Origin of the sequence: Ruminococcus flavefaciens ND2009, from assembly GCF_000621785.1 — a bacterium.
Classification (GTDB): domain Bacteria; phylum Bacillota; class Clostridia; order Oscillospirales; family Ruminococcaceae; genus Ruminococcus; species Ruminococcus flavefaciens_C.
Map to the genome: position 1 here is coordinate 201,754 of NZ_KK211346.1, position 14,505 is coordinate 216,258.

The 14,505-nt window shown below is 50.1% G+C and carries 8 protein-coding genes; 3 read left to right on the forward strand and 5 right to left on the reverse strand.

What is annotated here, in order from left to right:
* Positions 1-331 precede the first annotated feature (331 nt).
* Together T488_RS0107740 and T488_RS0107745 are read left to right on the forward strand one after the other, a co-directional pair.
* Entirely contained in the window at positions 332-844 is a 513-nt protein-coding gene (locus tag T488_RS0107740; RefSeq protein WP_028520270.1) for a nitroreductase family protein, read from the forward strand.
* Positions 845-860: 16 nt separating this feature from the next.
* Positions 861-1,787 (forward strand): aldo/keto reductase, encoded by a 927-nt coding sequence (locus tag T488_RS0107745; RefSeq protein WP_028520271.1) that lies wholly within the window; start codon positions 861-863, stop codon positions 1,785-1,787.
* 116 nt (positions 1,788-1,903) lie between these two features.
* Here T488_RS0107745 and T488_RS0107750 read toward each other — a convergent pair whose 3' ends face one another.
* The 5 genes from T488_RS0107750 to T488_RS0107770 form a co-directional block, all read right to left on the reverse strand.
* A complete protein-coding gene (locus T488_RS0107750; protein ID WP_028520272.1) occupies positions 1,904-3,112 on the reverse strand; it encodes an LL-diaminopimelate aminotransferase in 1,209 nt (402 codons plus the stop codon).
* Positions 3,113-3,123: 11 nt separating this feature from the next.
* Positions 3,124-3,960: a diaminopimelate epimerase gene (gene dapF, locus T488_RS0107755; RefSeq protein WP_028520273.1), complete on the reverse strand. Its 837-nt coding sequence runs from the start codon at positions 3,958-3,960 to the stop codon at positions 3,124-3,126.
* A 4-nt stretch (positions 3,961-3,964) separates the two neighbouring features.
* Entirely contained in the window at positions 3,965-6,052 is a 2,088-nt protein-coding gene (locus tag T488_RS0107760; protein ID WP_028520274.1) for a glutamine synthetase III, read from the reverse strand.
* Between the two features lie 2 nt (positions 6,053-6,054).
* Entirely contained in the window at positions 6,055-7,659 is a 1,605-nt protein-coding gene (locus tag T488_RS0107765; protein ID WP_278245082.1) for a CTP synthase, read from the reverse strand.
* 99 nt (positions 7,660-7,758) lie between these two features.
* Entirely contained in the window at positions 7,759-9,546 is a 1,788-nt protein-coding gene (locus T488_RS0107770) for an ammonium transporter (protein ID WP_028520276.1), read from the reverse strand.
* A 426-nt stretch (positions 9,547-9,972) separates the two neighbouring features.
* Between T488_RS0107770 and gltB the strand changes: the two genes are divergently transcribed.
* Positions 9,973-14,502 carry a glutamate synthase large subunit gene (gltB, locus tag T488_RS0107780; RefSeq protein ID WP_028520277.1) on the forward strand — a complete coding sequence of 1,510 codons (4,530 nt, stop codon included), beginning with the start codon at positions 9,973-9,975 and terminating at the stop codon, positions 14,500-14,502.
* Positions 14,503-14,505: the final 3 nt, after the last annotated feature.

Below are 14,505 nucleotides of genomic sequence, written 5' to 3' on the forward strand. Positions count from 1 at the left end.
GGTCTCCCTCCGCACGGAGGGAGTGGATTGAAATGGAGTTGTTATATTAACCCATGTGGAAGTATCCCAGTCTCCCTCCGCAAGGAGGGAGTGGTTTGGAATCACAACTACTATAAACGCCCGCAGGAAGAAAGCTAACTACCGAACATGGAACACAGGGCAGTCCCACATCATCGGCAAACTTCTGCACAAGTACGGATTAGCCTATACCGGGAGCTCCCCGGGTGAAAACAGGTCAAATATGAGGATAATAAGTGTAATGCGGCTGTTGCTATTTTCAGGAACTTATGTTATAATTATATAAATATTTTATGATGCGGAGGGCATATAAATGGAATTCAAGGAAGTTGTAAAAAATCGTTATTCATGCAAAAAGTACAGCAGCAGACAGGTAGAAGCAGAAAAGCTTGCTGCTATCCTTGAAGCGGGACGTCTTGCGCCTACAGCAAAAAATCTCCAGGAGCAGCATATATACGTGGTCCAGTCCCCGGAGATACTCGGGAAGATAGATGAGCTGACTCCGTGCCGCTATGGTGCGCCGACTGTACTGGTCGTTGCGTTCGATAAGGACAACGTTTTTACATATCCCGGAGATAAGCGGGATTCCGGCGCAGAGGACGCCGCGATAGTTGCCACACATCTTATGCTTGCAGCTTCAAACGAAGGTGTGGACAGCTGCTGGCTGAATTTCTTTGACCCTGACAAGGCGGCAGAAGTTCTCGGGCTTCCTGAGAATGAGGAGGTACTTATGCTGCTTGACCTTGGCTATGCTGCTGAGGGAGTAGGTCCGCTGCCAAATCATGACAGCAGAAAGCCACTTTCCGAAACAGTTACCTATCTGTGATAAATGGAGTATTATTATGAAGAAGCTTAATATTAAAAACGGACCGCAGAATGTGTCCGCTGTCATACAGGGCTGTATGAGAATGCCCGAGCATAGCAGGGAGGATGCTGCAAAGGTAATAAGAGCGGCTTATGATGCAGGCGTCAATTTCTTTGACCATGCAACTTGTTACGGCTATGGTGAAGCGGAGGTCCGCTTTGCCGAGGCTTTTCCGCTGACAGGCATAAAGCGTGAGGACATCTTTATACAGAGCAAGTGCGGAATATGTCCCGAGCGCGGAGAATTTGACTGGACCAGGGAGAATATCCTTTCAAGTGTTGACGCTATCCTTGGAAGATTAAAGACGGACTATCTTGACACTCTGCTGCTTCACCGTCCCGATCTCCTGTTTGAGCCCGAAGAGGTGGCAGAAGCCTTTGATACCCTGGAAAAATCGGGAAAGGTGCGCTGGTTCGGCGTCAGCAATACTATGCCCATGCAGACTGAGCTGCTGAAAAGGTACGTAAAACAGCCTCTTGTCATTAATCAGCTTCAGCTTTCACTGGAGCAGTCCCAGCTCATAGATCAGGGGCTGTATATGAATAACAAGACCACAGATATGTCCGTGAGCCGTGACGGAAGTGCGCTGGATTACTGCCGTCTTAACGATATTACTATACAGGCTTGGTCGCCGCTTCAGAAAGGAATGTTCGGCGGTACCTTCATTGATGATCCCGAGTATCCCGAGCTGAACAAGGTACTCGGAGAGCTTGCAGAGCGTGAGGGTGTGACAAAGGCAGCTGTAGCAGTTGCGTGGATACTCCGCCATCCTGCTAAAATGCAGGTGATAATCGGCACTATGGATCCCGCGCATATCAGGGAGACCTGCCAGGCGTCAGATGTGGAGCTGTCCCATAATGACTGGTACAGGCTGTACCTTTCATCGGGAAAATTCCTGCCGTAAATGTTTTTTGTACGCGCACGGAGCCGTTTTTTATGAATATCGAAAAAGCCTGTGGAAGATCATCTGCCGCAGGCTTTATTTAGGGTATAGGTAGAGAGTCTGGTTACTCGCTTTGCTTATCCGTTAGCTGATAGCAATGTACGGAATCGTTTCATTGCTTCGGCTGTGTTTTCCCTGCTGTTGAAGGCGGTAAGGCGGAACCAGTTATCACCGTTTTTGCCGAAACCTGCGCCCGGAGTTCCGACAACACCTGCCTTTTCAAGCAGAAAATCGAAGAAATCCCAGCTGTTCATTCCGAATGGGCATTCAAACCATATGTAGGGGGAGTTGATGCCGCCTGTATAGCGGATTTTCAGCTCCTCCATAGTATTTGAGATGATACGCGCATTTTCCATATACGAATCGGTCATTGCTCTTGCTTCTGCCATTCCCTGGTCTGAAAACACAGCTTCTGCGGCACGCTGTATCACGTAGGGCACACCGTTGAATTTTGTACACTGGCGGCGGTTCCACATCTTGTTGAGAATCATCTCTCTGCCGTCTGCGGACTTCGCGGTTATCGCCTTGGGAACAATGGTATATCCGCAGCGCGTTCCTGTAAAGCCTGCTGTTTTGGAAAGTGAGCAGAACTCCACAGCGCAGCTTTCTGCACCCGCTATTTCATAAATGGAATGGGGAAGGCTTTCGTCCGAAACAAAGCTCTCATAGGCTGAATCAAAGAGGATAACTGCATCATTTTCAAGGGCGTAATCCACCCATTTGCGGAGCTGTGTCCTGTTATAGCAGGCTCCCGTAGGATTGTTGGGAGAGCATATATAGATGAGATCAGCGTGAACGCTTCTGTCGGGCATGGGAAGGAAGTCATTCTCGGCAGTTCCGTTGATGTATATGATATTCCTGCCGTTCATGGTATTTGTATCCACATAGACAGGATAAACCGGGTCGGGGATCAGGACAGTGTTGTCCTTGCTGAAAAGATCGGTGATATTTCCCGTGTCGGACTTAGCACCGTCGGAGACGAATATCTCGTCAGCATCAAGCTCAACACCGAATGCTTTATAATGCTTCTGTATAGCCGTTCTCAGGAAGTCGTAACCCTGCTCGGGACCGTAGCCGCGGAAGGTCTCAGCCTGTCCCATTTCCTCAGCGGCTGAGCGCATAGCCTCCACAACTGTCTTTCCGAGAGGCAGCGTAACATCGCCTATGCCAAGTCGGATAACAGATCTTTCGGGGTGTTGTTCCTTAAATGCGCTGACTCTTTTTGCGACTTCGCTGAAAAGATAGCTCTCTTTCAGTTCAAGAAAATTCTCGTTAAACTTTGCCATAGCTTCCTCCGTTATATTTCGCCGTCGAATACAAATTCTGCTGGACCTGTCATGTATATGTGTCCGTCCTCTGCATTCCATTCTATAGTCAGCTGACCGCCAAGGAGATCAACTGTTACAGGCTCCCGCGGACATATGCCGTTAAGACAGGCTGCCGCTACTGTTGCACAGGTGCCTGTTCCGCAGGCAAGAGTTTCGCCTGCACCCCGCTCCCAGACTCTCATTTTCAGGTGAGTGGGAGATAATATCTCAGCAAACTCAATGTTTGACCTGTGGGGAAAATGCTCGTCAACTTCAAATACATTTCCGAAACGCTCTACATCGAAGCTGCTGACTGCTTCGTCAATGAATGTTACTGCGTGAGGATTTCCCATTGATACGCAGGTAAATGTGAAGTTCCGGTCAAAAGCCGAGAGCTTCAGGTCTGTGACGGGAGAGCGGTCCGCGAAAACCGGTATATCAGCGGCTTTGGTTATGGGAGCTCCCATATCCACGGTCATAGTCCGCGCTATGTCGTTATTATCTGTGTTTATAGTTATATACTTTATTCCTGCGAGAGTTTCAACTGACAGCTCACGCTTATGTATGATGTCGCGGTCATAGACGTACTTTGCAACGCATCGAATGGCATTTCCGCACATCTCCGACTCACTTCCGTCGGAATTGAACATTCGCATTTGGCAGTCAGCATTATCGCCGGGCATTATCAGCACCAGCCCGTCAGAGCCTATGCCGAAGTGTCTGTCACTGACGGCTTTGGCAAGCTGCTGAGGAGAGGTAACGCTCTCCTCAAAGCAGTTGACATAGATATAGTCATTGCCGCAGCCCTGCATTTTGGTGAATTTCATTGTCTCACACTCCGAAAAGCAGCTTGTCATAGGTGGGGAAGGGATAGTAGTCCTCGGCAGTCATAGTTTCAGCCCTGTCAGCTGCGCTGCGGAGCTTATCCATTGCAGGGAGCATGGTGTCGCGGACGAATTCGGAAGCCTTGATTATTTCAGCTATGCCCTTGAATTCAGCGATGGCAGCTTCGAGCTCAATTGTGGCAGCGTCCATTTCGTCGATAAGCTCGGAGAGCTCGGTAACAAGTCTTGTTTCATACTTGCAGGCAGACTTGGAAATGCTCTTTTTTACAGCGACCGCACTTGCTGTATCGGCTGCAAATTTAGCAACAGCAGGGATTATCTCCTTGCGGGCCATATCAACCATTGTTACAGCTTCAATGTTGACAGTCTTTACGTAGTTTTCAAGCATAATATCACGGCGAGAGAATATCTCGGCTTCGGTGAAGATACCGTGGGAAGTGAGCATCTCAACGTTCTTCTTGTCGCAGATATGAGGCATTGCATCAGCAGTAGTCCTGAGATTCATAAGTCCGCGCTTCTCGGCTTCTTTTATCCAGGCGTCATCGTAGCCGTTGCCGTTGAAGATTATACGCTTGTGATCCTTTATAGTCTTGCGGATAAGGTCGTGGAGTGACTTGTTGAAGTCCTTAGCCTTTTCCAGCTTGTCAGCGAACTGCCTCAGCACCTCGGCAACTGCCGCATTGAGGTGTATGTTTGCGCAGGAGATACTGTTTGAGGAGCCCAGCATACGGAACTCAAACTTGTTGCCTGTGAATGCAAAGGGTGAGGTTCGGTTGCGGTCTGTGGTGTCCTTGCTGAACTGAGGGAGAACATCAACGCCCAGCTTCATTTTCTCCTTTGCAGTTCCGCCGTAGGGCTTATCCTTTTCGATAGCATCGAGAACTGCTGTGAGCTCATCGCCCAGGAATATGGATATAACTGCCGGGGGAGCTTCGTTTGCACCAAGACGGTGATCGTTGCCTGCGGTAGCTACAGAAAGTCTCAGCAGATCCTGATAGTCGTCAACAGCCTTTATAACAGCTGCAAGGAACAGCAGGAACTGTGCGTTTTCGGCAGGTGTTTCACCGGGTGAGAGCAGGTTCTCGCCCTGGTCCGTGGAAATGGACCAGTTGTTGTGCTTGCCCGAGCCGTTTACGCCTGCAAAGGGCTTTTCGTGGAGCAAACAAACAAGGTTGTGGCGGAGAGCTACCTTCTGCATTACCTCCATAGTCAGCTGGTTGTGGTCGGCAGCTATATTTGTTGTATCATAGATGGGAGCAAGTTCATGCTGTGCGGGAGCTACCTCATTGTGCTTGGTCTTGGCAAGGATGCCCAGCTTCCACAGCTCACGGTCCAGGTCAGCCATATACTCGGCAACTCTGGGCTTGATCGAGCCGAAATAGTGGTCGTCCATTTCCTGGCCCTTCGGCGGCATTGCTCCGAAAAGTGTTCTTCCTGTCATGATGAGGTCCTTGCGCTTTTTCCACATCTCACGGTCTACAAGGAAGTATTCCTGCTCGGGACCTACTGAGGTCTTGACGCTTTTTACCTTGGTGTTGCCAAAGAGCTTCAGGATACGCAGAGCCTGCTTGTTGATAGCCTCCATTGAGCGGAGCAGGGGCACCTTCTTGTCCAGAGCCTCGCCTGTATAGGAGCAGAAGGCGGTAGGTATATAGAGAGTTCCGTCCTTGACAAAGGCGTATGAGGTAGGGTCCCAGGCTGTGTAGCCTCTTGCCTCAAATGTGGCACGAAGTCCGCCGGAGGGGAAGGAAGAAGCGTCGGGCTCGCCCTTTACAAGCTCCTTGCCAGAGAACTCCATGATGACTCTGCCGTCGGGAGCAGGGGAGATGAAGCTGTCGTGCTTTTCGGCAGTAACGCCTGTCATGGGCTGGAACCAGTGGGTGTAGTGTGTAGCACCCAGCTCGATAGCCCAGTCCTTCATAGCAGCTGCCACTGCATTCGCCACGGAGATGTCAAGCGGTGCCCCTCTGTCGATAGTTCTCTTTAATGACTTGTAGACCTTCTCTGAAAGAGTTGCCTTCATTATTCTTTCGTCAAATACCATTGAGCCGAAATATTCTGTTATCTTTTCCATAATTATTCTCCTTTACTATCAAGCGATGCTTTTATAAAATCCGCAAAAAGCCTGTGGGGCTTATTGGGACGTGATTTGAATTCGGGGTGGAACTGCACTCCCACGAACCAGGGGTGGTCAGGCAATTCAACTATTTCAACGAGTTTTTCATCAGGTGAAAGACCGGCGATGTGAAGTCCGTTATCTGTAAGTACCTTGCGGTATGCGTTGTTGAACTCATAGCGGTGACGATGACGCTCATAGATCAGTTCATCACCGTAGACGCTGCGGCATTTCGAGCTCTCGGAGAGCTTGCAGGGATAAAGTCCCAGACGCATGGTGCCGCCCTTCTGGTTGATATTCCTCTGCTCGTCCATGATGTCGATAACGGGGTAGGGAGTCTCGCCGAACTCAGCTGAATTTGCATTTTCAAGTCCGCAGACATTTCTGGAGTATTCGATAACGGACATCTGCATACCGAGACAGATACCGAAAAACGGCACTCTGTGCTCGCGGGCATAGCGTATTGACTCTATCATTCCCTCAACGCCCCTGTGACCGAAGCCGCCGGGAACAATGATACCGTCGCAGTCCGCAAAGACCTCGGCTGCGTTGTCGGCGGTGACTTCCTCGGAGTCTATCCACTTTATATCAACAGCTGCGTCATTGACAATACCGCCGTGACGGAGCGCCTCAGCTACGGAGAGATAGGCATCATGGAGCTCCACATACTTTCCCACAAGTCCGATAGTTACATTTTTGTGTGCATTCTCAGCGCGGCGTACCATTTCCGTCCATTCTGTCAGGTCGGGAGCGCTGTCCGTAAGTCCAAGATGACGGCATACCGAATGTGCCAGTCCTTCATTTTCCAGCCACAGGGGCACCTCATACAGCGATGGTGCTGTAAGGTTCTGGATAACATCCTCCTTGCGGATATTGCAGAACAGTGCGATCTTCTCAGCCATATCGTCGGGGATCCGCTTTTCTGTGCGGCAGACTATAATATCGGGCTGGATACCTATGGAGAGAAGTTCCTTTGTGGAGTGCTGGGTGGGTTTGGATTTCAGCTCCTCTGAGCCTGCGATATAGGGCACCAGAGTAACGTGGATATAGCAGACATTCTCGCGTCCCTGCTCGGTACCCACCTGCCTGATGGCTTCGAGAAAGGGAGTGGACTCTATATCGCCTACAGTTCCGCCTATTTCCGTGATGACAACATCAGCATTTGCTTCCTTTGCGGCACTGTATACCCTGTCCTTTATCTCATTGGTGATGTGCGGTATGACCTGTACGGTGCCGCCGAGATAATCGCCGCGGCGCTCTTTTGTGATGACATTCCAGTAGATCTTTCCCGTTGTTACGTTGGAGTGCACCGACAGATTTTCGTCCACGAAGCGCTCGTAGTGTCCCAGGTCCAGGTCGGTCTCCGCACCGTCATCGGTGACGAACACCTCACCGTGCTGGAAGGGGGACATAGTACCCGGGTCTACATTGATATAGGGGTCGAATTTCTGTATCGTCACCTTATACCCGCGCTGTTTTAGAAGTCTTCCCAGTGAAGCCGTTGTGATACCCTTGCCCAGACCGGAAACGACTCCGCCTGTTACAAAAATGAACTTTGACATTATCCTTGCTCCTTGAAATACATTTATGATAAAGGCTATCTGCGGATAGTGGGAGATTTTTCAGATATTGATATTTTATTATCCGCAGATGCCCTTGTCAGCTTATGAACGCTCCCATTCCTCGGAATCATGGAGCGCGTTGTAGCCCTCCTCGCCTGTTCTTATCTTGATGACGTTCTCGATGTCGTAAATGAACATCTTGCCGTCGCCGTAGTTGCCTGTATAGAGAGCTGCCTTTGCGGCGCTTACGACCTTATCAACGGGAACCGCACATACTGCGATCTCTGCCTTTACTTTGGGGAGCAGATTCATCTCAACTGTAGTTCCGCGGTAGTAGTTCCTCTGTCCGTTCTGCATACCGCAGCCCATAACGTTGGTGACTGTGATACCCTTTACGTCAATGGCTTCCATAGCCTCGATGAACTGCTGGAGCTTCTGCTGTTTGAATACAACAACGATGTTTGTCATCTTGGGTCTGCCGTCGGGAGCAGGTGCAGAGTAGTTCTCCACCTTGACTGCCTCGTCAACAGGTACTTTAACAACGCTCTTTGCATCGTCTTTAGTGTAGCCCTTCATGGAGATGTCACCCATAGCAGGTGCAAAGTCTGCGTAAGAGGAGATGAGTCCGTGCTCTGTGATGTCCAGACCGAGGATCTCCTCCTGCTCTGATGCGCGGAGACCGATGGTCTTCTTTATAATGAGGAACGTAACTGTTATGGTAACAGCTGCCCATGCTGCTACGGAAGCAAATCCCAGGAGCTGCAATCCGAGCTGCTCAAAGCCGCCGCCGTAGAAAAGTCCCTCTGACTTTATTCCGCCGCTCTCAATCTGTATAGCATATCCGGGAGCTGATGATGTTGCGAAAAGTCCGACTGCGATAGTGCCCCAGATACCGTTCATCATGTGTACTGCAACTGCGCCCACGGGATCGTCGATGTGGAGCTTATAGTCGAGGAGCCATACTCCGAAGCATACCAGAAATCCTGATACAACACCTACTGCGATAGAGCCGAAGCAGTCCATAACATCGCAGCCTGCTGTAATGCCTACAAGTCCTGCCAGTGAAGCGTTGAGACACATTGAAACATCGGGCTTACCGTACTTTATCCATGTGAAGATCATGCAGGTAACCGTTGCCACTGCAGGGGCTACCGTAGTTGTAAGGAAAATGGAGTCAAGCTGTCCTACGCTTGATGCAGCCGCAGGGTTGAAGCCGTACCATCCGAACCAGAGGATGAATACGCCCAGCGCGCCGATAGTAAGGTTATGACCGGGAATAGCGTTTACCTTGACCTCGCCCTTCTTGTTCTTCTGGAACTTGCCGATACGTGCGCCGACGATCTTTGCGCCGATGAGAGCGCATATACCGCCTACCATATGTATCGCACATGAGCCCGAGAGATCGTGGAAGCCCATCTGTGCAAGCCAGCCGCCTCCCCAGATCCAGTGTGCCTCTACAGGATATATCAGAGCGCTGATAATTCCCGAGTATATGCAGTAGGAAAGGAATTTTGTTCTCTCAGCCATTGCTCCTGAAACTATTGTGGAAGTTGTGGCACAGAATACAAGGTTGAATACGAACTGATCCCATTCAAAATTGCTGTAGCTTGTAAATATGTCAAATCCGGGCTGTCCGATGAGACCTGCTGCGTCCTCACCGAACATGAGTCCGAAGCCGATGAGTATGAACATTACTGTACCGATACAGAAGTCCATAAGATTTTTCATGATTATATTGCCTGCATTCTTTGCGCGGGTGAAGCCTGTCTCTACCATTGCGAAGCCTGCCTGCATAAAGAATACGAGAGCTACCGCTATCATAAACCATACGCCGAATACTGTTTTATCTGTATGATCAGTCAATTCCTGAATGATCGCCTGTGCGTCCATAATAATTCCTCCTATGATCGTATTACAGCAAAAAATATCAAAGGGGTGCAGAAGTCCTGAGACTTCATACACCCCTTTGTGTATGGAATTAGCGCTATAAACCAAAAAAGAGAGCTACGGATACCTTATCCGCAGCTCCCTTGCTGTTTACAATGCCATTATAGCCCTTTGGCGCGGATTTGTCAAGAGCTTTTTTGAAATTTGACGTATCGTACATTTTTGCTTCCGAGTTAGAAGAAAGTAACTGTAAAAAATCAACGAAACTGAAAAAATACATTTATTCGCTATTGACATTTGCGCTTTGACGTGCTAATATAAATGCAGGAACAAAGACGTTTGAGCAGACTATCTGTCTGCCCGGACGTCTTTTTTTATTACATCAGTGCAGATCAATGGCGCTCTGCACCTGAAAGGCAAGTGAAAGATATGGATTTATTCAGAAAAGAAGCTCCATATGAGCAGCAGGGACTTTACGACCCCAGATTTGAACACGATAACTGCGGTATAGGCGCAGTTGTCAATATTAAGGGAGAGCAGTCCAGATATGTTGTTGACAGTGCTCTTACAATAGTTGAAAAGCTTGAGCACCGTGCAGGCAAGGACGCAGAGGGCAAGACAGGCGACGGTGTCGGTATACTTGTGCAGATGCCCTACAGCTTCTTTATAAGTGAGACTGCGAAGCTTGGATATGACATCGGCGGCAAGGGCGATTTCGGCGTGGGAATGTTCTTCTTCCCTCAGAGCGAGATGAAGCGCAGACAGGCTATGAAGCTTTTCGAGCTTATCGTGAATAAAAATGGCATGGAGCTCATCTGCTGGCGTGATGTGCCTGTATCAGCAGGTATCCTCGGACAGAAGGCGCTTGAAAGTATGCCTTATATAATGCAGGCTTTCGTTAAGCGTCCGCAGGAATGTCCGCAGGGACTTGACTTCGACCGCAGACTCTTTATTGTAATGCGTGAGTTTGAGCAATCCGATGACAATACATATGTATGCTCACTTTCCAGCCGTACTATCGTGTATAAGGGAATGTTCCTCGTTGACGAGCTGAGAAGATTTTACACAGACCTTCAGAGCGATGACTTCACATCTGCTATCGCTATGGTACACTCCCGTTTTTCCACAAACACCAATCCAAGCTGGCAGAAGGCTCATCCCAACCGTTTCATAGTTCATAACGGTGAGATAAATACTATCACAGGCAACGCAGATAAGATGCTTGCCCGCGAGGAGAGTATGTCTTGTGAGGCACTGAAAAATGATATGTACAAGATACTCCCTGCAATAAACGTTAACGGCTCCGACTCCGCAAGGCTTGACAATGCTCTGGAATTCATGGTTATGTCGGGAATGCCCCTTCCTCTTGCAGTAATGATAACTATTCCCGAGCCATGGAAGAATGACAAGACCATTTCACGTTCAAAATACGATCTTTACCAGTATTACGCGACTATGATGGAGCCCTGGGACGGACCTGCTTCTATAATATTCTCTGACGGCGAGGTAATGGGAGCTGTTCTGGACAGAAACGGTCTCCGTCCGTCACGCTACTGCGTCACAAGCGACGGATATCTCATACTCTCATCGGAGACAGGCTGTATCGACATTCCTGCCGATAAGGTAGTCAGGAAAGACCGCCTACGTCCGGGAAAAATGCTTCTTGCCGACACAAAGCAGGGACGCATCATCGAGGACGATGAGATAAAGTCAGCATATGCCCTCCGTCAGCCCTACGGCGAGTGGCTGGACGCAAACCTTGTCCGTCTTCATGACCTGCATATCCCCAACAAGGGAGTGCAGACCTATTCGGGCGCAGAGCTTGCAAGGCTTCAGAAGGCATTCGGCTACTCTTATGAGGATATACGTACATCTATCCTGCCCATGGCTGAAAAAGGCGCAGAGCCCATTGCTTCTATGGGAAGCGATATACCCCTGCCGCCTCTGGACAAACAGTCCCCGAGCCTTTTCAACTATTTCCGCCAGCTCTTTGCGCAGGTAACAAATCCGCCCTTTGACGCTATCCGCGAGGAGATAGTCACCGATACCAGCGTCTACATCGGCAAGGACGGTAACCTCCTTGAGGAGCGTCCCGAGAACTGCCACGTTCTCAAGATCGAGAACCCCATTCTCACCGAGACTGATATGCTGAAAATAAAGGCTCTCAGCTCAGAGGGACTGAAAAGTGCTGTCATCCCCATAACCTATTACATAGGAACTCCTCTTGAAAAGGCGATAGAAAGGCTTTTCATCGAGGCAGACAAGGCTTACCGCGACGGTGCGACCATACTCATTCTCTCTGACCGCGGCGTGGACGAGTTCCACTGTCCTATTCCGTCTCTGCTTGCAGTTTCCGCACTCCAGCAGCATCTCGTTTCTACAAAAAAGCGCACGGCTGTGGCGATGATACTGGAGTCCGCAGAGCCCAGAGAGGTCCACCATTTTGCTGCACTTCTCGGTTATGGAGCCTGTGCGGTGAACCCATATCTGGCTCATGAAACTATCCGCTCCCTCATAGATGAGGGTACTCTCGACAAGGACTTCTACGCCGCTGAGGACGACTATAATTCGGCTATACTCCACGGTATTGTGAAAATAGCTTCAAAAATGGGCATATCCACTATACAGTCCTATCAGGGCAGCAAGCTCTTTGAAGCCGTTGGCGTTTCAAAGGAGCTCATTGACAAGTATTTTTCGGGAACTGTCAGCCGTATCGGCGGCATAGGACTTGCAGATATAAGCCGCCGCACAGAAAAGCTCCACACATCTGCATTTGATCCCCTTGGACTGACTGTCAATAACAGTATCGGCAGCGCAGGCAGCCACAAACTCCGCAGCGGTAAGTCCGAGCATCTCTACACTCCCGAGACCATACATCTGCTCCAGCAGGCAGCAATGACTGGAAGCTATGAAACCTTCAAAAAATACAGCGAGTGTCTCACCCGTGAGGACAATGAGCTGACACTGAGAAGCCTGCTTGACATCAGATTTGACGAGAATGGCGGTATCCCTGTTGATGAAGTGGAGTCCGTTGAAAGTATCTGCAAACGCTTCAAGACGGGAGCTATGTCCTACGGATCCATTTCTCAGGAAGCCCATGAGTGCATGGCTGTGGCTATGAATCGTATCGGCGGAAAGTCCAACAGCGGAGAGGGCGGAGAGAGCCCCGAAAGGCTGAGATCCGACCGCTGCTCTGCCATCAAGCAGGTAGCTTCTGGACGCTTCGGCGTTACAAGTGAATACCTCGTTTCCGCACAGGAGATACAGATCAAAATGGCTCAGGGAGCCAAGCCGGGTGAGGGCGGACATCTTCCCTCGGGAAAGGTCTATCCCTGGATCGCCAAGACCCGTCACTCCACCGCAGGCGTGGGACTTATCTCTCCTCCGCCTCATCATGATATATATTCCATCGAAGATCTGGCTCAGCTCATCTATGACCTGAAAAATGCCAATGATAAGGCGCGTATCTCCGTAAAGCTTGTCTCCGAGGCAGGTGTGGGAACTGTTGCGGCAGGCGTTGCCAAGGCAGGAGCACAGGTAATACTCATCTCGGGCTATGACGGCGGAACGGGAGCTGCACCAAGAAGCTCAATATACAATGCAGGACTTCCATGGGAGCTGGGACTTGCCGAGGCTCATCAGACCCTTATGCTCAACGGTCTCCGTTCAAGGGTACGCATAGAGACTGACGGCAAGCTCATGACGGGCAGAGATGTTCTCGTTGCGGCACTCCTCGGGGCTGAGGAGTTCGGATTCGCAACAGCTCCGCTTGTTACTATGGGCTGTGTTATGATGAGGGTGTGCAATCTGGATACCTGCCCCATGGGTATAGCTACGCAAAATCCCGAGCTGAGAAAGCGTTTCCGCGGCAAGCCGGAGTACATCATAAACTTCATGCACTTCATTGCACAGGAGCTCCGCGAGTACATGGCAAAGCTGGGAATACGCACAGTCGATGAGCTTGTGGGTCGCACAGACCTGCTCGTACCGAAAAAGGAGACTCACGGTATCGACTTCACAGCTATACTGGGGATGTCTTCTGTGGGCAGCAAGCAGCACTTCGACGCTGAGGATATTTACGATTTTGCACTTGACAGCACCATAGACCGCCGTGTTATAATGAAGAAGCTGGGAAGCGCTCTGAAAAACGGTTCCGCAAAAACTATCTCCATTGATGTTGTGAACACAGACCGCTCTGTGGGAACTCTCACGGGCGCTGAGATAACCCGTATCCACGGCGAAAATGCACTCTCTGACGACACCTTCACTGTGAAGTGCAGCGGAAGCGGCGGACAGTCCTTCGGTGCATTCATTCCGAAGGGACTCACTCTTGAGCTCTGCGGCGACAGCAACGATTACTTCGGCAAGGGACTTTCAGGCGGCAGGCTTGTACTTTATCCGCCGAAAAATTCAGCATTCAAGGCTGACGAAAATATCATCGTCGGCAATGTGGCACTCTACGGTGCTACCTCGGGAAAAGCCTTTATCAACGGCATTGCAGGCGAACGCTTCTGTGTCAGAAATTCCGGAGCAGTCGCAGTCTGCGAGGGTACAGGCGACCACGGCTGCGAATACATGACAGGCGGACGCGCTGTTATCCTCGGAAGGACGGGCAAGAACTTCGCTGCGGGAATGTCCGGCGGTATCGCCTATGTTCTCGATGAGGAGCACGACCTGTACACCCGTCTCAACAAGGCACTTGTCTCTCTGGAGGCTGTTACAGCTGAGGAGGATATTGCCGAGCTGAAGGGCTTTATCGAAGAACACGCAGAGGCTACGGGGTCGGAAAAGGCAAAGACCATACTTGCCGATCTTGACAGCTATATCCCGAGGTTCAAGAAAATAATCCCTCACGATTATGCGAAGATACAGACCACTGTAAGCAGGCTTGAAAAGTCAGGTGTATCACACGATCAAGCTGAGATCGAAGCCTTTGAGCTTATCAGAAAGGAGGCGTGAGCC

What these genes read in the sequence shown, in the direction of transcription:
- gltB (WP_028520277.1), top strand. Translation starts at nt 9,973, where the DNA reads ATGGATTTATTCAGAAAAGAAGCTCCATATGAGCAGCAGGGACTTTAC.
- T488_RS0107760 (WP_028520274.1), bottom strand. Translation starts at nt 6,052, where the DNA reads ATGGAAAAGATAACAGAATATTTCGGCTCAATGGTATTTGACGAAAGA.
- T488_RS0107750 (WP_028520272.1), bottom strand. Translation starts at nt 3,112, where the DNA reads ATGGCAAAGTTTAACGAGAATTTTCTTGAACTGAAAGAGAGCTATCTT.
- T488_RS0107740 (WP_028520270.1), top strand. Translation starts at nt 332, where the DNA reads ATGGAATTCAAGGAAGTTGTAAAAAATCGTTATTCATGCAAAAAGTAC.
- T488_RS0107770 (WP_028520276.1), bottom strand. Translation starts at nt 9,546, where the DNA reads ATGGACGCACAGGCGATCATTCAGGAATTGACTGATCATACAGATAAA.
- dapF (WP_028520273.1), bottom strand. Translation starts at nt 3,960, where the DNA reads ATGAAATTCACCAAAATGCAGGGCTGCGGCAATGACTATATCTATGTC.
- T488_RS0107745 (WP_028520271.1), top strand. Translation starts at nt 861, where the DNA reads ATGAAGAAGCTTAATATTAAAAACGGACCGCAGAATGTGTCCGCTGTC.